This window comes from Brevundimonas basaltis, from assembly GCF_014202075.1.
In the GTDB taxonomy this organism is placed as follows: domain Bacteria; phylum Pseudomonadota; class Alphaproteobacteria; order Caulobacterales; family Caulobacteraceae; genus Brevundimonas; species Brevundimonas basaltis.
Genome location: NZ_JACHFZ010000004.1, coordinates 50,117 through 71,085, shown reverse-complemented (window position 1 = coordinate 71,085; position 20,969 = coordinate 50,117). Strand labels below are relative to the sequence as shown.

18 protein-coding genes and 1 pseudogene are annotated in these 20,969 nt (G+C 67.9%); 7 read left to right on the top strand and 12 right to left on the bottom strand.

From position 1 onward, the window contains the following. Nucleotides 1-58: 58 nt before the first annotated feature. Nucleotides 59-625: a DUF721 domain-containing protein gene (locus HNQ67_RS10005; protein WP_183254983.1), complete on the bottom strand. Its 567-nt coding sequence runs from the start codon at nt 623-625 to the stop codon at nt 59-61. A gap of 21 nt (nt 626-646) precedes the next feature. Here HNQ67_RS10005 and mutY point away from each other — a divergent pair, with 21 nt between their 5' ends. Further along, nucleotides 647-1,669, top strand: a complete 1,023-nt coding sequence (gene mutY / locus HNQ67_RS10000; RefSeq protein ID WP_183254981.1) for an A/G-specific adenine glycosylase — start codon at nt 647-649, stop codon at nt 1,667-1,669. On the opposite strand, the gene HNQ67_RS09995 is transcribed toward mutY, so the two are convergent. The 3 genes from HNQ67_RS09995 to HNQ67_RS09985 form a co-directional block, all read right to left on the bottom strand. Next, entirely contained in the window at nt 1,666-3,813 is a 2,148-nt protein-coding gene (locus HNQ67_RS09995) for an amylo-alpha-1,6-glucosidase (protein WP_183254979.1), read from the bottom strand. The two genes, mutY and HNQ67_RS09995, sit on opposite strands and share 4 nt — an antisense overlap. A gap of 101 nt (nt 3,814-3,914) precedes the next feature. Further along, nucleotides 3,915-5,030, bottom strand: coding sequence for a glycosyltransferase family 4 protein (locus tag HNQ67_RS09990; protein ID WP_183254977.1), 1,116 nt, complete (start codon nt 5,028-5,030; stop codon nt 3,915-3,917). 126 nt (nt 5,031-5,156) lie between these two features. Beyond that, nucleotides 5,157-6,236 (bottom strand): site-specific DNA-methyltransferase, encoded by a 1,080-nt coding sequence (locus HNQ67_RS09985; RefSeq protein WP_183254975.1) that lies wholly within the window; start codon nt 6,234-6,236, stop codon nt 5,157-5,159. Nucleotides 6,237-6,445: 209 nt separating this feature from the next. Here HNQ67_RS09985 and HNQ67_RS09980 point away from each other — a divergent pair, with 209 nt between their 5' ends. The 4 genes from HNQ67_RS09980 to HNQ67_RS09965 all read left to right on the top strand — a co-directional run bounded on the left by HNQ67_RS09980 (nt 6,446) and on the right by HNQ67_RS09965 (nt 12,300). After that, nucleotides 6,446-6,874: a PH domain-containing protein gene (locus tag HNQ67_RS09980; protein WP_221247844.1), complete on the top strand. Its 429-nt coding sequence runs from the start codon at nt 6,446-6,448 to the stop codon at nt 6,872-6,874. Further along, nucleotides 6,871-8,379, top strand: a complete 1,509-nt coding sequence (locus HNQ67_RS09975) for a PH domain-containing protein (RefSeq protein ID WP_183254972.1) — start codon at nt 6,871-6,873, stop codon at nt 8,377-8,379. Before HNQ67_RS09980 ends, HNQ67_RS09975 begins: the two co-directional genes overlap by 4 nt. Nucleotides 8,380-8,891: 512 nt before the next feature. Beyond that, a complete protein-coding gene (gene ppdK, locus HNQ67_RS09970; protein WP_183254970.1) occupies nt 8,892-11,582 on the top strand; it encodes a pyruvate, phosphate dikinase in 2,691 nt (896 codons plus the stop codon). A gap of 187 nt (nt 11,583-11,769) precedes the next feature. Continuing rightward, nucleotides 11,770-12,300, top strand: a complete 531-nt coding sequence (locus tag HNQ67_RS09965) for a porin family protein (protein ID WP_183254968.1) — start codon at nt 11,770-11,772, stop codon at nt 12,298-12,300. A gap of 61 nt (nt 12,301-12,361) precedes the next feature. Here the strand turns inward: HNQ67_RS09965 and HNQ67_RS09960 are convergent, their stop codons facing one another. Beyond that, entirely contained in the window at nt 12,362-12,625 is a 264-nt protein-coding gene (locus HNQ67_RS09960; RefSeq protein ID WP_183255562.1) for a hypothetical protein, read from the bottom strand. A 131-nt stretch (nt 12,626-12,756) separates the two neighbouring features. On the opposite strand from HNQ67_RS09960, the gene HNQ67_RS09955 reads away from it, so the two are divergent. Next, nucleotides 12,757-13,236, top strand: coding sequence for a hypothetical protein (locus tag HNQ67_RS09955; protein ID WP_183254966.1), 480 nt, complete (start codon nt 12,757-12,759; stop codon nt 13,234-13,236). Nucleotides 13,237-13,239: 3 nt separating this feature from the next. On the opposite strand, the gene ychF is transcribed toward HNQ67_RS09955, so the two are convergent. From ychF to HNQ67_RS09920, 7 genes and pseudogenes are all read right to left on the bottom strand, one after another. Then, nucleotides 13,240-14,337, bottom strand: a complete 1,098-nt coding sequence (gene ychF / locus HNQ67_RS09950; RefSeq protein ID WP_183254963.1) for a redox-regulated ATPase YchF — start codon at nt 14,335-14,337, stop codon at nt 13,240-13,242. 70 nt (nt 14,338-14,407) lie between these two features. Next, nucleotides 14,408-14,884, bottom strand: coding sequence for a copper chaperone PCu(A)C (locus HNQ67_RS09945; RefSeq protein ID WP_183254961.1), 477 nt, complete (start codon nt 14,882-14,884; stop codon nt 14,408-14,410). Between the two features lie 72 nt (nt 14,885-14,956). Further along, nucleotides 14,957-15,577, bottom strand: coding sequence for an aminoacyl-tRNA hydrolase (gene pth, locus HNQ67_RS09940; protein WP_183254958.1), 621 nt, complete (start codon nt 15,575-15,577; stop codon nt 14,957-14,959). Nucleotides 15,578-15,743: 166 nt separating this feature from the next. Next, nucleotides 15,744-16,355, bottom strand: a pseudogene (locus tag HNQ67_RS09935) (50S ribosomal protein L25/general stress protein Ctc); the annotation flags it as partial. 144 nt (nt 16,356-16,499) lie between these two features. Next, the gene (locus HNQ67_RS09930) at nt 16,500-17,579 is read right to left on the bottom strand and encodes a hypothetical protein (RefSeq protein WP_183254955.1); all 1,080 of its coding nucleotides are present in this window, start codon (nt 17,577-17,579) and stop codon (nt 16,500-16,502) included. A 133-nt stretch (nt 17,580-17,712) separates the two neighbouring features. Continuing rightward, nucleotides 17,713-18,876, bottom strand: coding sequence for a hypothetical protein (locus tag HNQ67_RS09925; RefSeq protein ID WP_183254953.1), 1,164 nt, complete (start codon nt 18,874-18,876; stop codon nt 17,713-17,715). Between the two features lie 82 nt (nt 18,877-18,958). Next, nucleotides 18,959-19,894: a ribose-phosphate pyrophosphokinase gene (locus HNQ67_RS09920; RefSeq protein ID WP_183254951.1), complete on the bottom strand. Its 936-nt coding sequence runs from the start codon at nt 19,892-19,894 to the stop codon at nt 18,959-18,961. A gap of 204 nt (nt 19,895-20,098) precedes the next feature. Between HNQ67_RS09920 and HNQ67_RS09915 the strand changes: the two genes are divergently transcribed. Further along, on the top strand, nt 20,099-20,959 hold the full coding sequence (locus HNQ67_RS09915; RefSeq protein ID WP_183254948.1) for an outer membrane protein assembly factor BamD: 861 nt from the start codon (nt 20,099-20,101) through the stop codon (nt 20,957-20,959). Nucleotides 20,960-20,969 lie beyond the last annotated feature (10 nt).

The following is a 20,969-nucleotide window of genomic DNA, read 5'->3' as shown; positions in this document are numbered from 1 at the left end:
CCATCGAAACAAGGTCAAGCGACGATGTGACGGCGATGCGGAACCGCCCTCGCCGGACCTATTCGCCGGCGCGCTCGCGGCCCTTGGTGGGATCGCTCATCACGGCGCGGCCCAGTCGTTCCAGCGGGTCCTTGAGCGGATCGGGGGCATCGGCGACGGAGGCCTTCAACTCGGCCTCCTGATGCGCGGGCAGGGGGCGCGGCGCGGTCCCGGTTCTCACCGGCGGGGCCAGACCGACCGGCGGCTTCACCGGTCCCTGGGCGATGCGCAGCTTGTCGACGCTGCCGGCCCCGAGGAACAGATTGACGCGCTGCAGGATCTCCTCCGACTGGTGCTGGACCAGCAGGGCGGCCGGACCCGCGACGCGCAACTCCAGCGTCCCGCCCGCGCCGCCGCGACCCTTGCTCAGCTTCTGCGGCCGCGTCACCCGGGCCAGCCGCTCGCCGACGATCTCGGTCCAGCGCGGCTCCAGCGCCGAAGCCCCGCGCCCGAATCTGGCGTCCAGTTCCTTGATCAGCCCCTGCAGCGCCCGTCCGGCCTTGGCCGCCGGGCGGGACGCGGGGCGGGTGCGTCGACGCGACAGGATTTCGCGGGCTTCGGCGTCGGTGGGCAGCGGGCGGCGCATTTCCGGTTTATAGCGCGTGGAATGCCCGCCGTCCCCGCACAAGTCGCCGACCTCCGCGCCGCCCTGCTGGCCTGGTACGACGATCACAGGCGCACGCTCGCGTGGCGGTCCGACCCGGGCGCGGCCCCGGACCCCTACCGTGTCTGGCTGTCCGAGGTGATGCTGCAGCAGACCACCACCGCGCACGCCACGCCCTATTTCCGCGCCTTCACCACGCGCTGGCCGACCGTGTCCGACCTGGCGGCGGCGGAGGACGGCGAGGTCATGGCGGCTTGGGCGGGGCTCGGCTACTACGCCCGCGCCCGTAACCTTCTGGCCTGCGCCCGCGCCGTGGCCGACGGGCACGACGGCGTCTTCCCCGACACCGAGACCGGTCTGCTGGCCTTGCCGGGGGTCGGCGCCTATACCGCCGCCGCCGTCGCCGCCATCGCCTTCGAACGCCCCGCCAATGTCGTCGACGGCAATGTGGAGCGCGTCATGGCCCGGCTGTTCGCCGTGGAGGTCCCGCTGCCCGCCGCGAAACCCGAACTGTGGCGGCTGGCCGGTTCGCTCGTCGCCGGCGACCGCCCCGGCGATTGGGCCCAGGCCCTGATGGATCTCGGCGCTACCGTCTGCCGACCGGGGAGGCCCCTGTGCGAGCGCTGCCCGCTGACCGAATGGTGCGCGGGCTTTCAGTCCGGCCAACCGGACCGCTATCCGCTGAAGGCGGCGAAAGTCGAACGTCCCCGGCGCCGCGGCGTCGCCTGGGTCCTGCGCGACGACCAGGGCCGCGTCGCCCTTGTCCGCCGTCCCGCTAAGGGCCTGCTGGGCGGCATGCTGGGCCTCCCGACCAGCGAATGGTCGGCAAACCCCGACCACATGCCCCCCGCCACCGCCGAATGGCGCGATGCGGGGTCGGTCGACCACGTCTTCACCCACTTCGCGCTGACGCTTGATGTGCGGGCCGGCGAGGGCGGCGGCGAGTTCGTCTGGACGGTGGTGGATGATGCGCTGGCGTCCCTGCCCACTGTATTCCGCAAGGCGCTCGAGCGAGGCCTGGCCTAGCCCAGCGTCCGCACCGAGACCGGTCCGTCCCTGCGTCGCGGCATGACCACTGTATCGGCGCCGATCTGCTGGAAGGTCAGGTCGACCTCGCCCTCGCCGACGCGCAGCCGGTTCAGGTTCAGGCGGTCGATACCCGAGGGCAGCAAGGGCCGGTCGATCTCGACCACCCGCTCGATGGCGTCGATCCGGACCCCGAGCGCGGCCTGCAGCATCAGGAACACCGAGCCCGCCGCCCAGGCCTGCGGCAGGCAGGCCACCGGATAGGCGATCGGCGGTTCGCCCGGATTGCGCTCGAAGCCGCAGAACAATTCGGGCAAGCGCATCTCGAAATGCGTGGCGGCGGCGTAGATCTCGCCCAGCAGCAAGGCCACCGCCCGGCGTTCGCCGTACTGCGCCATCCCCGCCGCCGCCATGGCGGTGTCGTGCGGCCAGACCGAACCGTTGTGGTAGCTCATTGGATTGAACCGCGCCTGACCGGTCGCGAGCGTCCGCAGCCCCCAGCCGGAGCGGAACTCGGCCCCCAGCATCCGCTTCGTCACCGCGCGCGCCCGCTCCCGTGACGGCAGGCCGGTGAACAGCAGATGGCCCGCGTTCGACCCGATCGAGCGGCATTGTTTCCCGTCGCCGTCGAGGGCGATGGCGTAGAACTGCTCGTCCTCCATCCAGAACCGCTCCTCGACCAAGGCCCGCGTGTCGCCGGCCCGCGCGGCCCATTCGGCCTGCCGCTCATCGCCGATCAGACGCGCCATGTCGGCCATCGCCTCCCAGGCGGCGAAGGCGTAGCCCTGCACCTCCAGCAACGCCACCGGCCCCTTCGGGAACCGGCCGTCGCGGTGGAATATGGAATCTTCCGAATCCTTCCAGCCCTGATTGGACAGACCGGTTTCGGCCGCACGCTGATAGCTGATCAGGCCGTCGCCGTTGATGTCGCCATGGTCCTTCATCCAGCCGACGGCGGCGAGAAGATTGGGCCACAAGGCGCGGATCGTCGTCAGGTCGCCCGTGCGCTTCAGATAGGCCCCGGCCAGGGCCACGAACAGACAGGTGGTGTCGACCCCGCCGTAGTAGAGGCCGAACGGCACCTCCCCGAGCGCCGACATCTCGCCGGCGCGGGTCTCATGCATGATTTTCCCGGGCGCGGAGTCCTGGAAAGCCGAGAACTCCGTCGCCTGCCGCGCGGCCAGATAGGTCAGCACGCCCTTGGCCAGGCTCGGGTCCAGCCACAGCATCTGCCAGGCGGTGATGATCCCGTCGCGCCCGAACGGGGTCGAGAACCACGGCACACCGGCATAGGGATAGGGCCCGGTCGGCAGGTCGGTTGTCAGCAGGGCCACATCGGCCCGCGACTGATCCAGCCAGTCGTTGAATCGCGGATTGCGCGGCCCCCGGATTGAGGCCCCCCGCCGGCGCCGGGTCCGCATGGCCACCCGCGCCTGCACAGCGTACAGCCGGAACCGGGCCTCGTCCGGCGCCTCGCAGGGACCGACCCCGCATTCGATATAGAGGTCGCAGGTCCGACCCTTGGGCAGGCTGAACATGAACTCGGCCCGCGAGGCGGTCAGCCGGGCCGGGGGCTCCGAGAAGGCGAGGCAGCTGCTTCGGCTCTTCCCGTCCACGCCGTGATACTCGAACGTCACCCGCCGCCCGTCCGCCGTCGGCGGCTCCTGCGTCCCCCGTTTCCCGCGGGGCGAGCCGCGCACCTCGAAGATGTCGGCGAAATCGGCCGCGAAGTCGAAGGCCACGGGCAGCAGGACGTCCTCCACGCCGTGGTTGACCATGCGGACGCGTTCGAACATTCGCCGGTCGCGCACAAATCGCCGCCGTTCGATGTGGATCACCCCGGCCGGGGCCGACCGCCCGCCCATCGGCGGCAGCGGTCGGTTGGTCGAGTGGGCGGTGAAGAAGACGTTGTCCTGGCTGATTCCGGAACTCAGCCGGGACGGCCGCGCCAGCCCGGCCGTCATCACGAAGCGCGACAGCAGCCGGGTGTCCCGGTCGAACAGGCCGTCGGCCCCGCCCTTCATGTCGCCCCAGATGTCGGCGACGACGAAGGTGTCCGCCTCCTTCAGCGCCATCATCTGTTCAAGACCATCGACGTCCTGCGACTCTCCGGCCGTGACCTGAACGTTATAGGCGTCGTCCATGCGGAACCCCGGATCGGTTGCGGTTGGCCCGACAGGGTCGCGGCGGAATGCGGACCCCTGATGACGGCAATGGTACGCTAATGGACAACTTGGCCGGAGGTTCAGGCCGCCGGGCTGGCGAAGTTTCGGTCCTCGTGCGGGCGAAGCGGGGTCACCACCTCATCGAGGGGCTCCTCCGCGAACGGGCGGCGCGCCAGCAGATCGCCGTAGACATCCAGATAGCGGCGGGCCATGGCTGTAGCCGAGAAGCGCAGCTCGAAGCGCGCCCGGATCGCCTCGCGGTCCAGCCGGTGCGCCCGGCCTGCGGCGGCGACGGCCTGTTCCACCGTGTCGACTAGATAGCCGGTGGCGCCGTCCTCGACGATCTCCGGGGTCGATCCGCACCGGAACGCCACGACAGGAGTCCCGCAGGCCATCGCCTCGATCATCACCAGGCCGAACGGCTCGGGCCAGTCGATGGGAAACAGCAGCGCCTCCGCGCCGCCGAGAAACGCCGACTTCTGGTGGTCGCCGATTTCGCCGATGAACTCGACCAGCGGATTGGCCTCGACCATCGGCCGGATCACCGTCTCCCAATAGACCTTGTCCTGGGCGTCGACCTTGGCCGCGATTTTCAGCGGCTTGTTCAGCTTGGTCGCGATCTCTATCGCCCGGTCGGGCCGCTTCTCGGGCGATATCCGCCCGAGGAAGGCGAGATAGCCCCCGGCCGCCGGCGAGAAGCGGTAGGTCTCGCCGGGCATGCCGTGGTGCACCGTCGCGGTCCAGTTGGCCAGCGGCAGCGGGCGGCGTTGATCGTCCGAGATCGACACCAGCGGGAAATCGCTCCACCGCGCGTAGACCTCCGGGAGGTCCTTCAGGTCCAGCCGCCCATGCAGGGTCGTCAGGGTCTTGTCCGCGTGGCGGGCGAAGAAGGGGAAGTGGATCATGTCGGTATGGAAGTGGATCACGTCGAACTCGTCGACGCGCGTCAGCACCTCCGACAGCATCGCCATGTGGGCGGCCAGATCGGACTTCAGCGGGTTTGGGTCGAGCCGGATCGCCTGGTCGCGAACCGGAACCAGTCGGGCGCGGGTTTCGGCGTCGGCCGAGGCGAACAGGGTGACCTCGTGCCCGAGGTCGACGAGGGCCTCGGTCAGGTGGGCGACGACCCGCTCGGTGCCGCCATACAGCTTGGGCGGAACCGCCTCGTAGAGGGGCGTGACCTGGGCGATTTTCATGACTGACGTTCTCCGGGCGGCCTCGGGAGGCGGCGCCAACCGCAAAACATCCCGGTCCCGGCTAAGTTCCAGAAACGCTGGTTTTCGTCTGAAAAGTTGGGTGCTTACAGGGTCACAACCAGATCGTCACTGCATCCCGGCGCGGACTTCGGCGCGCAGCGTATCGATCGAACGCAGGCCCTGGTCCGACTTGAAGCGCCAATAGGTCCAGCCGTTGCAGGCCGGGGCGTTTTCGAACAGCGCGCCCAGTTTATGGATGGACCCGCTGAGCGATCCCGAGACCAGCGAACCGTCGGCCCGGACGCGCGCCTCGCGCTCTCCCCTGGGACAGTACAGCCGATCCCCCGGCCGCAGCAGACCCGCCTCGACCAGCGCCCCGAACGGCACCTTGGGTTCGGCGCGCTTGGAGCCCATCACCGCCAGGTCCTCCGGCGCCGCCGGGATCACCGCCTTGATCCGCTTCTCGGCCACCTTGGCGTAGCCTTCGTCGCGCTCGATGCCGATGAATTGGCGGCCCAGCCGCTTCGCCGCCGCGCCCGTCGTCCCGGTGCCGAAGAACGGGTCCAGGACCACGTCGCCCGGTCTGGTCGCGGCCAGCAACACCCGGTGCAGCAGGGCCTCGGGCTTCTGGGTCGGATGCGCCTTCTTGCCGTCGGCGTCCTTGATCCGCTCCTCGCCGGTGCACAGGGCGAAGGTCCAGTCGGAGCGCATCTGGGTGTCTTCGTTGAAGGCCTTCAGGGCGTCGTAGTTGAAAGTGTAGCGCTTCTGCTCGCGGCTGCGCGCGGCCCAGATCAGCGTCTCATGGGCGTTGGTGAAGCGCGTGCCCTTGAAGTTCGGCATGGGGTTCGACTTGCGCCAGATGATGTCGTTCAGCACCCAGAACCCCAGATCCTGGATCGCCGAGCCGAGGCGGAACACGTTGTGATAGCTGCCGATCACCCAGATCGAACCTTCCGGCTTCAGCACCCGGCGGCATTCCGTCAGCCAGGCGCGGGTGAAGGCGTCATAGCTGGCGAAGCTGTCGAACTTGTCCCAGTCGTCGTCGACCGCGTCGACCAGGCTGTTGTCCGGCCGCAGCAGGTCGCCGCCCAGCTGCAGATTATAGGGCGGATCGGCGAAGACCATGTCGACGCTGGCGTCGGGCAGGCCCTTCAGCACTTCGATGCAGTCGCCCCTCAGAACGACATCGGTCTTCAACCCGGACATTTTTACTCGGCCCCGCACAGCTTGGAGATCGAGTGGTGAATCATCGCGGTTAAGGGCGGGTAACCGAGGCTTGTTTTGGCCCGGGTCAGACTGAACCCGAATGGGCCGAGCTCGACGCTTGAGAAACAGACGAGCCCGGGCGCATAAGGACAGCCATGCCGTTCGAACTCGTTCAGCTTCAACCCCTGGAACGCGGCTACCTCCGGGTCTTGCGCATACGCTCCGCCATCGGCTGGACGATCCTCTCGGCGATCGCGGCGGCGGCCGACGCGATCCTGCACGTCCGCACCGGCGTGTCGCCCGGCGTCGTCGCCGGACCCGTCGTGCTGCTGGGCGTCCTGGCGACCATTGTCCTGGTTCCGCGTCGCTGGCGTCGGTGGGGCTATGCCTTCACCGACAGCGAGTTGCACGTCGCCCGCGGCTGGCTCACGCGGGTGCACACCGTCGTCCCGGTCTCGCGCGTCCAGCATATCGACGTGAGCCAGGGGCCCATCGAGCGGGGCGCGGGGGTGGCGGTTCTCAGTCTCCACACCGCCGGCACCGAGAACAGCCTGGTGGTGCTGCCGGGCATCAGCCGGTTGCGGGCCGAGGCCATTCGCGACGCGATCCGCGGTCGCATCAGCGACGCGCCCTGGTGAACGCGCCCGACGTTTCGACCGCCGGTGAGGACCGGGCGCCGCGGCGGCTCGACCCGCGCACCATCCTCATCCGGTCGTTGCAGGGCTCGCCCTCCCTTGTCCTCGGGTTGCCGGTTTTCGTGGCGTGGTCGCGGGGCGAAGGTTTTCCCCTGGGACTCCTGCTCGCCGGGACGGGGCTGCTGCTCACCGTCACGCTGTTCGTCAGCTGGCTGCGATGGCGCGCCTTCACCTACCGGATTCTTCCCGGCCAGCTGGTCATCGCCCACGGTCTGATCAAGCGGACCCGGCGCTCGATTCCGGCCGAACGCATTCAGGACGTGTCGATCAAACAGGGCCTGCTGGCCCGGTTGTTCGGCCTGGCCGAGGTGCGCATCGAAACCGGCGGCGGGGAGGCCGACGAGGGCCAGCTGGATAGCGTCAGTCTGTCCGAGGCGCATCGGCTTCGCCAGGTGCTCAGGAGTATTCGAACACATGGCGGCGTCGCCCGGGCCGAAGGCGGAGAGGAGGAGGCTGCCGAAACGCTGCTCTTCCGCATGGAGCTTCCCCGACTGGTCTACTCGGGAGTCTTCCGTTTCTCGATGGTCTGGATCGCCGCCATTTTCGGCCTTCTTCAGTACGCCGACCAGGCGCTCGGTTATGGTTGGGACCGTTGGCTGGAGATGCTGGGGCTCGCAGAGCAGGCGTTGCAGTCGAGGCTCGACATCACGGTCGTGATGGGCCTCTCCGGCTTCGCCCTTGCGTTTGGATTGTTGGCCGGGATCGTCAGAACCGTGCTGCGCAATTTCGGCTTTGAGCTCACCCATGCCGAGGCGCGGTTTCGCTACAGGCGCGGCCTGTTTACGAGAACCGAGGTGGTTGTGGCGAAGCGGCAGATCCAGCTGGGACTGGTGGAGCGCGGCGCCGTCAGCGGCCGAATGGGCTGGCGCGCGTTCAAGGTGCAGACCCTGGGCGGTGGCGACCACGTTTCGGGCCGCCAGGAATTGGCCCCCTTCGCCCGGCCCGACGAGCTCGCACCCATCATCGCCCTTGCCGGACTGCCGCCGTCCGAGCCTTCGCGGCTGCGGTCGGTCTCTCCCTGGCATATCGTCAGCGGCGTGATCGGCTTCGTGGCGACTCCCGCCGTGACCCTGCTGGCGGCGACCGCCTTCTTCCCTCTGGCCGGCTTGCTTCTGGCGACCCTGCCTGTCTTCCTCGCGGTCGCGTTGCTGCGGCGTCGCTGTCACCGGTACGGACTTGCCTCGACCAGCGTTCAGGTAAGGCGCGGGGTGCTGACGCGGCGCGACTGGACCATCCCCTATGGCAATGTGCAGGCCGTCTCGGTGACTCGCGGACCGGTGCAGCGACTGCTCGGCGTCTGCACGGTGCGGATCGACACCGCCGGCGGGCGCGGGCTCAACCGTCCGCACGTTCACGATATCGATGAAGCGGACGCGGCGGCGTTCGTCGGCGACCTCATCCAGCGCGTGGAGAGCTTTCGACGCGGAACATCCCTGAGCGCGACATGACCCGCCAGCCATGGGTGAAGGTCTCCACAAGGCCCTGTCCAGCGAGGGGAATGAGGTCCGGCTTCATGGCCCCATGTGCCGGTCCTAACCTCGCGGGGCTATCTGCGGTTTGGCGGCCTGCCATCCAATACCCTGCCATCCCGGTCATTCCCGGTCAGAACCCTGCCATCCCGGATCGCAGTTCCAGCCTTTCGACCCCGATCCGACCGCGTTTGACGCAGGCGGATGCTTTCATGACGGGGACAAGGGGAACGGCCTGCCGGCGTCGTCGCCAGGGCCGATCCGCGGCTCCATCTTGCGATGAAGGCAATGGACGGGAGTGTCGGGATGACAGGGTTTCGCAATTTTTCAGCTGACAGGGCGCTCCGTCCGCGCCGCGGCGGAACCCTCGCGGAGGCTCACGTTTTGTTACACCCTCGGCCTCGCCTTGCCGCCGCACGCGCGGTAAGCCGTGGCCATGCACTGCGAGGGATGCGAGTCCCCGCGACCGATCACGGCTCAGGGGCTGTCATATGACTCAGTGGGTGTACGGCTTCGGCGGCGGTTCCGCCGACGGCGACGCATCGATGAAGAACCTTCTCGGCGGCAAGGGCGCGAACCTGGCCGAGATGTCCTCGCTGGGCCTGCCGGTGCCACCGGGGTTCACGATCACCACCGAGGCCTGCGTCCACTACTTCTCCAACGGCCAGAGCTATCCCGCCGAGCTAGAGGCCCAGGTCGCCGCCGGGCTCAAGACGGTCGAGGGCGTGGTCGGCAAGACCTTCGGCGATGCGAAGAACCCATTGCTGGTCTCGGTCCGCTCGGGCGCCCGCGCCTCGATGCCGGGGATGATGGACACCGTCCTCAACCTCGGCCTCAACGACGAAACCGTCGAAGGGCTGGCGGCGCTCAGCGGCGACCGGCGCTTCGCCTTCGACAGCTATCGCCGCTTCATCACCATGTACTCGAATGTCGTGCTCGGCCTGACCCATGACGACTTCGAGGGCGTGCTGGACGACCACAAGGACCGGCTCGGCGTCACCATCGACACCGACCTGTCGGCCGCCGACTGGGAGAAGGTCGTCGTCGACTACAAGGCCGTGGTCGAGGAGCGCCTCGGCCGGCCCTTCCCGCAGGATCCCAACGACCAGCTGTGGGGCGCGGTCGGCGCCGTCTTCGACAGCTGGATGAACGACCGCGCCAAATTCTATCGCCGCATGCACGACATCCCCGAAAGCTGGGGCACGGCCGTGAACATCCAGTCGATGGTGTTCGGCAACATGGGCGAGACCTCGGCCACCGGCGTCGCCTTCACCCGCAACCCGTCGACCGGCGAGGCGCGGCTGTACGGCGAGTTCCTGATCAACGCCCAGGGCGAGGACGTCGTGGCCGGCATCCGCACGCCCCAGTCCCTGACGAAGGCGGGCCGCGAGGAGATGAACGAGACGGCCCTCTCGATGGAAGAGGCCATGCCCGAGGTGTTCGCCGAGTTCGTGGACGTCGTGGGCAAGCTCGAGACCCACTATCGCGACATGCAGGACATCGAATTCACGGTCGAGCAGGGCCGGCTGTGGATGCTGCAGACCCGCAACGGCAAGCGCACCGCCAGGTCGGCGCTGAAGGTCGCAGTGGACCTGGCCGCCGAGGGCGTGATCTCCGAGGAGGAGGCGGTTTCGCGGGTGGACCCGTCGGCGCTGGATCAGCTGCTGCACCCCACGCTCGATCCGAAGGCCGAACGCAGGGTCGTCGCCGCCGGCCTGCCGGCCTCGCCGGGCGCCGCGACCGGAAAGGTGGTGTTCGACGCCGACGAGGCCGAACGCCTGTCGCAGCTCGGCGACGCGGTCATTCTGGTGCGCGAGGAGACCAGCCCCGAAGACATCCACGGTATGCACGCGGCGCGCGGCATCGTCACGGCGCGTGGCGGCATGACCAGCCACGCGGCCGTGGTCGCGCGCGGCATGGGGCGGCCCTGCGTCTCCGGCGCAGGCGAGATCCACATCGACGAGAAGGCCGGAACCTTCACCGCCCGCGGCCGGACCTTTACGGCCGGCGAGGTCATCACCATCGACGGCTCCAAGGGCGAGGTGCTGGACGGCGCCGTGGCCATGATCGAGCCCGAGCTGACCGGCGACTTCCAGACCCTGATGGGCTGGGCCGACAAGGTGCGACGCCTCAAGGTCCGGGCCAACGCCGAGACGCCGCTGGACGCGAAGACGGCGCGCGGCTTCGGAGCCGAGGGCATCGGCCTGTGCCGCACCGAGCATATGTTCTTCGACGACGCCCGTATCGCCGCGGTGCGCGAGATGATCCTCGCCGACGACGAAAAGGGCCGCCGGGCCGCGCTGGACAAGATCGCCCCGTTCCAGAAATCGGACTTCGTCGAATTGTTCGAGATCATGGCCGGCCTGCCGGTCACCGTCCGTCTGCTTGACCCGCCGCTGCACGAGTTCATTCCGCACAGCGAGGCCGAGATCGACGCCCTCGCCGAAACCCAGGGCCTCGACGCCGCCAAGCTGAAGCGCCGGGCCAAGGACCTGCACGAGACCAATCCGATGCTCGGTCACCGCGGCTGCCGTCTCGGCGTCGCCTATCCCGAGATTTATGAGATGCAGGTCCGCGCCATCCTCGAGGCGGCGCTGGAGGTCCAGGCGACATCGGGTCAGGCGCCCCTGCCCGAGATCATGCACCCGCTGGTCGCCCTCGGTCTGGAGATGAAATACCTGCGCGAGCTGACCGACCGGGTCGCCCGCGAGGTCTTCGCCCAGACCGGCCAGTCGATCGCCTATCTGGTCGGCACCATGATCGAACTGCCCCGCGCGGCCCTGCGCGCCGCCGATCTGGCCGAATACGCCGAGTTCTTCTCGTTCGGCACCAACGACCTGACCCAGACGACCTTCGGCATCAGCCGCGACGACTCCGGTCGTTTCCTGCAGGCCTATATGGACAAGGGCATCTTCGAGACCGACCCGTTCGTTCGCCTCGATCAGGACGGGGTCGGCGACCTGATCCGCATCGCCGCCGAACGCGGCGGCGCGGCCCGCCGGGACATCAAGATGGGCATATGCGGCGAACACGGGGGCGACCCGGCCTCGATCGACTTCTGCGAACGGGTCGGCCTCGACTACGTCAGCTGCTCGCCCTACCGCGTCCCCATTGCGCGGCTCGCCGCCGCCCAGGCCGCGTTGAACGCCCGGACCGGGACCGATCGCGAAAAGGATCGCTAAGCAACGAGCTGACAGAATGAGAACACGATAAGGTCCGGATTGGCGTATCGGTGTCTGTGCCATGTTGTGCACAGTCGGAACCAGTCTTCGGACGCCTCTGGAACGCTGCAATCGTCCACCCATTTGTGTCTCCGCTGGATGGGGCTGGTCACCGCAGACGTGACCACATCTAGAGGATACAGAAACAATGCGTAACGTTCTTCTCTCCGCCGCTGCTCTTTCTCTTCTTGCCGCGCCGGCGATGGCTCAAAGCTTCTCCGATCCGCAGTGGACCGGTTCGGTCGGCTATACCCACCTCGACAGCGGCGACAACAGCCTCGGGGGGGTGACCGGCCGGGTCGGCGCCAGGCTGTCGCCCTACATTGGCGTCGAGGGCGAGGCCTCGTTTGGCGTCAAGGACGAGGACATCACCATCGGCGGCGTCAGCGGAACCGTCGAACATGAATACGACGCCGCTCTCTATGCCGTCGGCACCGTGCCGGTCAGCGAGAATTTCGAACTGTTCGGCCGCGTTGGCTATGGCACGACCTCGATCAAGGCCGACGTGGCCGGCGTCTCCACCACCGAGGACGGCGAGAGCCTGAACTATGGCGCCGGCGTGAACTGGTTCTTCGACGGCCAGAACGGCGTCCGCGCCGACTGGACCCGCCGCGATTTCACCGACGATGCGGGCGGCGAGGTCGACACCTACGGCCTCAGCTATGTGCGCCGCTTCTAGGACCGGAACGACGAAGGCCCGCGGCGATCGCCGCGGGCCTTTCACCATCGGGCCGGAAAGGTCAGGCCACGCCCGGCTGCAACGCCCAGCGGAGCGAACCTTCGCCGAACGGGCGGAAGAACAGGTCGCGGTATCGCTCGAATACTTCGACCACCCTGTTGGCCAGGTCTTGGGCGACGGTCTCGCCGCGCTGCCGCTTCATCGCCGCGACGCACTGGACCACGTCCTTCTGATGCGCCGAACCACCCATGCGCCTGAGCACCGCGGCGACATCCTGCGCCAGCGGGTCCATCTGCGTTGCCCATGGATTGGTGTTCTGAGTCATCCGGGACACCCCCTTGTTCTCGACACAGAAGAACGGGTCGCAAATACTGGCGAGGGATGCAAGCGTGACCGCGAATTCGTGATCGAGGCGAGCAGCCGGGATCCGACCGCCTGCCCCGGCGTTTTCGTCCCATGACCCGCACCTGTCTCAGCCTGCTCGCCGTCCTCGCGGTCGCCGCCTGCGGCCCCGGTGAACCCAACCCCCCGACCGAACCGGCCGAGCCCGTCGATACGCCAGAGGCCGCCGTCGATCCCGCCCTCCAGCCGCCCGGGCCGGGTGGCGGACTTCCCGGAACCGGGCCGCGAAACTTCGTCGGCCGCTGGGCCGCCGATGTGTCCTGGTGTCCGAACAGGACCGGCCCGGAGCGGCCGATCGAGATCACCACCACCCGTTTCGAAGGCTATGAGAACAGCTGCGCGGTGGCCTCGATCAGTCAGGTCGCCGATGGCTACGAAGCCCTGCTGACCTGCACCGCCGAAGGGGCGGTCGCGAACGAGCGGGTGCGGATGAACGTCACCGGCCAGAGCCTGCGCCTGACCTGGCTGAACCGGGACAACGCCGCGGTCAACCTGACCAAATGCACGACGCTGGAGGACACCCCTGGGGGGTAGGCGTCAGCCGCTGAACAGGAAGTTCATCACGTCGCCGTCCTTGACCACGTAGCTCTTGCCTTCGGCGCGGAGCTTGCCGGCCTCCCGCGCCTTCGCCTCGCCTTTGAGAGCGACGAAGTCGTCGTAGGCGATGGTTTCGGCGCGGATGAAACCCTTCTCGAAATCGGTATGGATTACGCCCGCCGCCTGGGGAGCCGTGTCGCCGATATGGATGGTCCAGGCGCGGGCTTCCTTGGGCCCGACGGTGAAGTAGGACTGCAGGCCCAGGAGGGCGTAGGCCTCCCGGATCAGCCGGTTCAGACCGGGCTCGACGAGACCGAGGCTCTCGAGGAACTCGGCCTGTTCGTCGGGGTCTAGCACCGCGAGTTCCGAGTCGATCTTGGCCGAGATGACCACGGCCTTGGCGTTGTCCTCGGCCGCCCGCTTGGCGACCAGATCGGAGAGTTCATTGCCCTTGTCGGCCGAGTTCTCGTCGACGTTGGAGACGTAGAGGGCCGGCAGGGAGGTCAGCAGCTGCAGCATTTGCCAGGCCTTCTGATCTTCCTTGGATACCTCGACGACGCGGGCGGGCTTGCCGGCGCGCAGCGGGGTCAGGGCCATGTTGATCAGACGCAGGGTGGTCTGGGCTTCCTTATCGCCACCCTTGGCCTTCTTCTCGACATTGACCACCCGCTTCTCAAGACTCTCGAGGTCGGCCAGCATCAGCTCGGTCTCGATGATCTCCAGGTCGGAGATCGGATCGATGCGGTTTTCGACATGGGTGATGTCGTCATCGACGAAGCAGCGCGCGACGAAGGCGATGGCGTCGCAATCGCGAATGTTCGCGAGGAACTGGTTGCCGAGGCCCTCGCCTTTCGACGCGCCGCGCACCAGGCCGGCGATGTCCACGAAGGTGATGCGCGAGGGAATGATCTCCTTCGAGCCGGCGATGGCCGCCAGCACGTCGAGGCGCGGCTCTGGCACCGCCACATCTCCGGTATTCGGCTCGATGGTGCAGAACGGATAGTTGGCCGCCTGGGCCGCGGCCGTCTTGGTGAGGGCGTTGAACAGGGTGGACTTGCCGACGTTGGGCAGGCCGACGATCGCGACTTTCAGAGCCATGGGGGCGGGGTGTTCCTTGCTGAACGCGAGCCCATAGCGGGTCGCGGCCGGTTTGTCAGGCGGCGGTGCGTCAGTGCGCGGCGTCGCCGGCCTTGGTGAGGGCCGGCTGGCCAACCGGCGCCGTGATCTCGACGGGCGCGGCCGTAGCGAAGGTCAGGGTCAGGGGCACGGAGTCGCCCGCTTTCAGCGGTTCGGTGACGGCCAGCAGCATAATGTGGCTGCCGCCCGGCTTGAGTTCGACAGCCTGACCGGCGGGGAGCGCAAGGCCGTCCCGGAGCTCGTACATGATCATCATATTGTTCTCGATCCGGCTCTCGTGGATCTCGGCCCGCCCCGCCACCGGGCTGGAGACGCTTATCAGCCGATCATCGGCCGGAGCCGTCACCGTCACGTAGCAGCCCGTCATCTGGCGGCCGGTCGGCGTCGGCCGGCATACGGCGCCGGACGCCTGCACCGTCGCGGCGGCATCGCCTTGCTGCGCCGGCTGGCCGGGCGTGCAGGCCGCCAGGGCGAGGGCGGCCAAGACGAGGTAAAGGGCGCGGGACATTTGGAGAACCTTGTGAGGGTGGGGCGGTCTATCGGCTGGCGTCCGAGCGGGAAGGCGGCGGCCGGTCGCGGGTCAATCCTCGCCGCGGGCGGCCTGTCGGGGACTGTATTTCGGGGCCGGCGCCAGCCGCATGACTTCGGCCTGATAGCGGTCGTCGTCGCCGGTCAGGGCGAAAGGCAGCGCGTCGGCGCAGGCGTTCAGCAGGGCCTCGAGCCACGGCTGGTCGGCCTTGTGGAAATCGCTCAGCACATGGGCATGGACCAACTGCGGGTCGCCCGGATGGCCGACGCCCATCCGCGCGCGCCGGAAATCCGGCCCGAGCTGGCTGATCAGGGAGCGAACGCCGTTCTGACCGGCCGCGCCGCCGCCCTGCTTCATGCGAAAGCGGCCGGGGGCCAGATCGATCTCGTCGTGGAAGGCGATGATATCGGCAGGGGCCAGTTTGTAGAAGCGCGCCGCCTCGCCGACCGCCCGGCCGCTCTCGTTCATGAAGGTCTGGGGCTTCATCAGCAGCACCTTGACCGGCCCCTTGGTCGTCTCGACCTCGCCTTCCCGGATGACCGACTGGAACTTGGCGCGCTCGGGGCCGAACGACCAGCGCCGCGCGATCTCGTCAGCGGCCATGAAACCGATGTTGTGGCGGTTGCCTTGGTATTTCGGCCCCGGATTTCCGAGGCCGGCGAGGATGATCATGGCGGGTTCCAGATAAGGAAACGGCCCCGTCCGTTGCCGGATGGGGCCGTTCCAGTAGCAGTTTGTCGCGAGAGGATCAGCCCTCGGTCGTCTCTTCGGCGCCGGCCTCGGCGGCGTCGTCGGCCTGTTCCGTGGCCGGAACGTCGGCGGCAGCGGTTTCGGCTTCGGCGGCGGCTTCAGCGTCGGCGGCTTCGTCGGCGGCGGCCGAGATGGCGGCGGACGAGGTCTTGATCGAAGCGATCACGAAGTCGCGGTCGGTAATGGTCGGCTCGACGTCCTTCGTGCCCTTCAGATCCGTCCAGCGGATGGTGTCGCCCAGCTTGTGACCGGCCAGGTCGACGATCAGGTCTTCCGGAATGTGATCGGCGCGGACCTTGACCTCGACCGAGTGGCGGACGACTTCCAGCGAACCGCCCTGACGGAAGGCTTCGCACTGGTCCTGGTTGATGAAGTGGACCGGGATGTCGATCTTGATGGTCTGCTTCGCATCAACGCGCATCAGGTCGAAATGCATCGGACGGTCCGACACAGGGTCGAATTGCACGTCGCGGGCGATGACCGGCTGGGTTTCCTTGCCGTACTTCAGGGTCACCAGGTGGCCCAGCAGTTTGCCGGTGTAGAGCGACTTGCGGAAGTCCTTCTCGTTCACCGCGATGGCCACGGGGGCCTTGTCGCCGCCGTAAAGCACGCCGGGGACCATGCCCGCACGACGCGCGGCGCGGGCGCCGCCGGTGCCAACGCCGTCACGGACGTCTACGTTCAGAATGATCTCGGCCATCTGGCTCGCCTCAACAACAGAAACGCCGCGCTGACGTAATCGCCCGCGCGGCGGGGTCCTCGAACCCTCGAATTCAAGAGCGCGGGCTATTACACGCAGACGCCGGGGGACGCAACCGTCTGGAGGCCCTGATTCCGCCGCGGCTCAGCCTTCTCTGTTCAAGGCCGCCGTCGCCGAGGCCGAGGCGGCGGCCGCGCCGGCTGCTACCGGGGTCTGGCCCGCAGGCTCGGAGCCGGCCACGACAGTGGAGGGGGAGGCGATGGGCGCGGACTTGACAGTCTGGGCCGTGCAGGTCGCCAGGTCTCGCGCGACGTGGCGACCGATGCAGAACATGTCCTCGTAGCTGGGGCGTGACGCCGCCAGGCACTGGAACAGCATCAGCTTGGACATGTTGAGGCAAAACTCGCTGTTCTGCTCGACCGTCAGGGCCTCGGTGTTGGCCCGGGCGTCCTCGCCCCCGGCCCCAAGCGCGGCCAGCGCGGCCAGGGCGAGCGAACGCACCACGGCCGCCGTATAAGGTGGACCCGAGCGGGCCGACGTCACCTCAAGCCCCGAACCGGCGTTGGCGGCGGCGAACAGCCGGGCGGAGTCGTCGGCCGACGGCAGCATCTGAACCGCCGATAGCGCCTTGGCGCCCTGCAGTCGGGTATCCCGGTCCGCGATATTGACGACCGCCCAGCGGCGACGGGGATCAGACCGGCCCTGGATGGTGTAGGCGTCTTCCTCCACGGCGTCGGCGATCGCCAGCATGGCGGCCGAATCACGCCCGATGGCTTCGACAATCAGGCCCGCGGCCGCGTCGGCGCCGGGCAGGGTGGCGGCGTAGGCCGGATCGGCGATGATCCGGGCGACCATTTCCTGCCGGATGGCCGGATCAACCGCATAGGTGCGGACGCCGTCGACGAATTCCGGGGATTGGAGCGCGAGGATCGAACCGTAGGCGATCATGCCGCGCGAGATCTGCGCGGGCTCGTACGACGCGCCCTTCCGGATCGCCGCCTGGATAGCTTCGGCGTTCTGGAAACCAGCCTCGATGGTGCTGACCTCGCGCATGAAGGCCACATAGATGGAAGCGGCCTGCGCCACTCCTTCGTTCAGGCTGACGGCCGGCGGTGGCGGCGGGGCCGGCTCAGGCTCCGGTTCCGGCGTAGCGCAGGCGGCGAGCACGGTCATCGCGGCAATAGCGGCCAGCGACAGGCCACGGCGAATACGAGCCTCAAGCATACGAAATCCCCACCCTTGGACGTGCGGCGCCGCTCGTGGCGCCGGAACTTCGGAGCCGGTTATAACGCGGTCAAAACCGTTCCACGAGCGTTAATGCCAGCTTGGCCGCACATCGGAGGTCGGGAGGGATCGATCAGTCAGGCGAGGCGCGGCCCGGCTGAGCGTTCAATCTTTCCGTTATCGACGGGTCGCGCCGCGGAGCAGGGGGTTCCGGCGTGGCCGGCGGTGGCGCGGGGCTGATCACGATCGGCTCGACCGTCCGGGGCGGCGGATCGGTAGGGGTGACATCCGACACGGTCACGATCGGGGCCGGCATGGCCGCACCGCGCGAACACGTCGCGAGGTCGCGGACGACATGGCGACCGAGGCAGAACATGTCCTCGTAGTTCGGCCGCGAGGCCGCGAGGCATTGGTAGAGGTTCAGCTTGGACATGCCCAGGCATCCCTGGCTGAACCGGTCGAACTGCAGCGCGTCCGTGTTGGCGCGGGCGTTTTCCCCCGCATAGCCAAGGGCGGCCAGCGCCGCCAGGGCGAGGGCGTTCACCACGGCCGGGGGATAGGGAGGTTTGCGAGGCTCGCCGTCGACGTGTAGCGCGCCGCCGCCGCTGTGAGCGGCCGCGAACAGATTCGCGGCCTCCTGCGCCGACGGCAGCATGGTCTGGGCCGAGCGGGCTTTGACCGTTTCCAGGCGCCCGACCCGGTCCCTGACCTCGGAGACGGCCCATGCGCGCCGCGGGTCGTACCGCGCCTGGATTGCATAGGCGTCGTTCTCGATCGAGGTCGCGGCGCGCCCGAGGCTGTTGATATCGGCGGAGAGCGTGGCCATCACGAGACCCGCCGCCGCCTCGGCCCCCGGGAGCGTCGAGGCGCGGCCGGGATCGGCCACGATGTCGGCGACGAGTCGCTCGCGCGAGGCCCGGTCGTTCGTCATCGACCTGACGCCGGAAACGAACTCGGGCGACTGCAGGGCGAGGATCGCGCCGTACGCCACCAGGCCGCGAGAAATCTGGCCCGGGTCATAGGCGGCGCCCCGCCGCAAGGCGTCCTGAATCTGCTCGGGGCGGGTGAAGCCGCCCTCGAGCGCCGCCATGTCCCGACTGAAGCTCATATAGACCGCCGCCGCGTCGGCGACGCTCTGATTCAAGGCGATTGGCGGGCCGGATCGGGCGGCGATCTCGGCTGCGACACGGGCGGCCTCGGCCTCGGTGGCGGCGTTGTCGGAGGCGCAACCGGCCAGGAAGGCGGCGGCGGCGAGGGCGGCGATGGACAGGCCGCGGCTTTGATTACCCGGACGCATCAGGACTCCTCCAATTACCGGCGTCCAGCAACGCCCAACCTCACGGCGCAAATGGGGCAGGCGGTGGTCGGGTTCCGAGATTCTAGTCGAACAGCTTGGAGACGGATTCCTCATTGGCGATACGCCGGATCGCCTCGCCGATCAGCGGAGCCACGGAAACACAACGGATTTTCGGACAGGTCAGAACTTCGTGGGGCCGTTCGATGGAGTCGGTGATGACCAGCTCCTTCAACGGCCCGTCGGTCACCCGCTGCACAGCCGGGCCGGACAGGACTCCGTGGCTGATGTAGGCCGAAACCTCCGTGGCGCCCTTGTCGATCAAAGCCTGGGCCGCGTTGACCAAGGTGCCGCCGGAATCGACGATGTCGTCGAACAGGATGCATCGGCGTCCCTCGACATCTCCGATGATGTTCATGACTTCGCTTTCGCCCGCCTTGGGCCGGCGCTTGTCGACGATGGCCAGGTCCGCATCCAGCCGCTTGGCCAGTGAGCGCGCCCGGACCACGCCGCCAACGTCGGGCGAGACGATCATCAGGTCGTCGCCCTTGCGGTAGTGTTCCTTGATGTCCTGGGCCAGCACCGGAGTGGCCACGAGGTTATCCGTCGGGATGTCGAAGAAGCCCTGGATCTGGCCGGCGTGCAGATCCATCGTCAGGACCCGGTGGGCGCCCGCCCGGGTGATCATATTGGCCACCAGCTTGGCCGAAATGGGAGTGCGGCCTCCGGTCTTCCGGTCCTGCCGGGCGTAGCCGAAGTAGGGCATGACGGCCGTGATCCGCTTCGCCGACGCCCGCACCAGGGCATCGGTCATGATCAGCAATTCCATCAGATTGTCGTTGGCCGGGTAGCTGGTCGACTGGACGATAAAGACGTCCTCGCCCCGCACATTCTCCTCGATGACAGCGAAGACCTCGTTGTCGGCGAATCGCTTCACCTGGGCCTTGGTGAGGGGCATGTCGAGATGGGCCGCGATGGCTTGCGACAGCGTCCGGTTGGAGTTGCCAGAGAGCAGCTTCATGTCCGGTCATCCTTTCGCCGTCATCGCCCGGCTGAAAATACGGCCGCCGCGCTGGCGCGCTTCATATCAGGGGACGGCTCAGCCACAAGCGCCGAGCGTTCTTTTTGGTCGACTTCTTCTCGCATTGGCGTGGCGTTGTCGGCTGGTGTAGAGATCGCGTCACGTTTCCGGGGGCGCCGACGGGTGGATGCCCGCCGGCCTGTCATGTTGAGGTCGTCCTTGCCTTCTTCCAAGTTTCGCGCCGGTCTGATCCTGACGGTCGTGGCCGTCTCGGCCCTGACGATTTCCGCCTGCGGCAACCGCGGCAATCGGCCCAAGCTCGCCTATGAAGAACGCCCCGTCGAGGCGCTCTACACCACCGGCTACGATCGGCTGCAGAGCCGGCGCTGGGGCGATGCGATCGACTATTTCCAGGAGGTCGAGCGCCAGCATCCGTATTCGGAATGGTCGCGCCGCGCGATCCTGATGCAGATTTACGCCCACTACCAGAGCAACGACTACGCCGAGGCGATCGCGGCGTCGGACCGATTCATCCAGCTGTTTCCCGGCAATCCGAGCGCGTCCTACGCCTTCTACATGAAGGCGCTGTGCAACTTCGAGCAGATCACCGACGTGGGCCGCGACCAGGGCTACGCCCAGGCGGCGCTGGACGGGCTGCGCGACGTCGCCCGCCGTTATCCCGGGACCTCCTACGCCATCGACGCCACGGTCAAGATTGACATGGTCAACGACCAGTTGGCGGGCAAGGAGATGACAATCGGCCGCTACTACCAGCGGGCCGGCCAGCCGCTGGCGGCGCTCAACCGCTACAAGGCGGTGATCGAGAACGAGGCCTACCAGCGCACCTCGCACACGCCCGAGGCCCTGTACCGGCTGGTCGAGGTCAATCTGCAGCTCGGCCTCAAGGAAGAGGCGACGCGCAACGGCGCGGTGCTCGGCTTCAACTATCCGGGCAGCCCCTGGTACGCCGAGGCCTACGCCCTGCTGACCGAGGACGGCCGGCGTCCTGACATCGCCCCCGAAGGGCAGCGCGAAAGCTGGCTGCGTCGCATCATTCCGGGCTGACGTCCGTTTC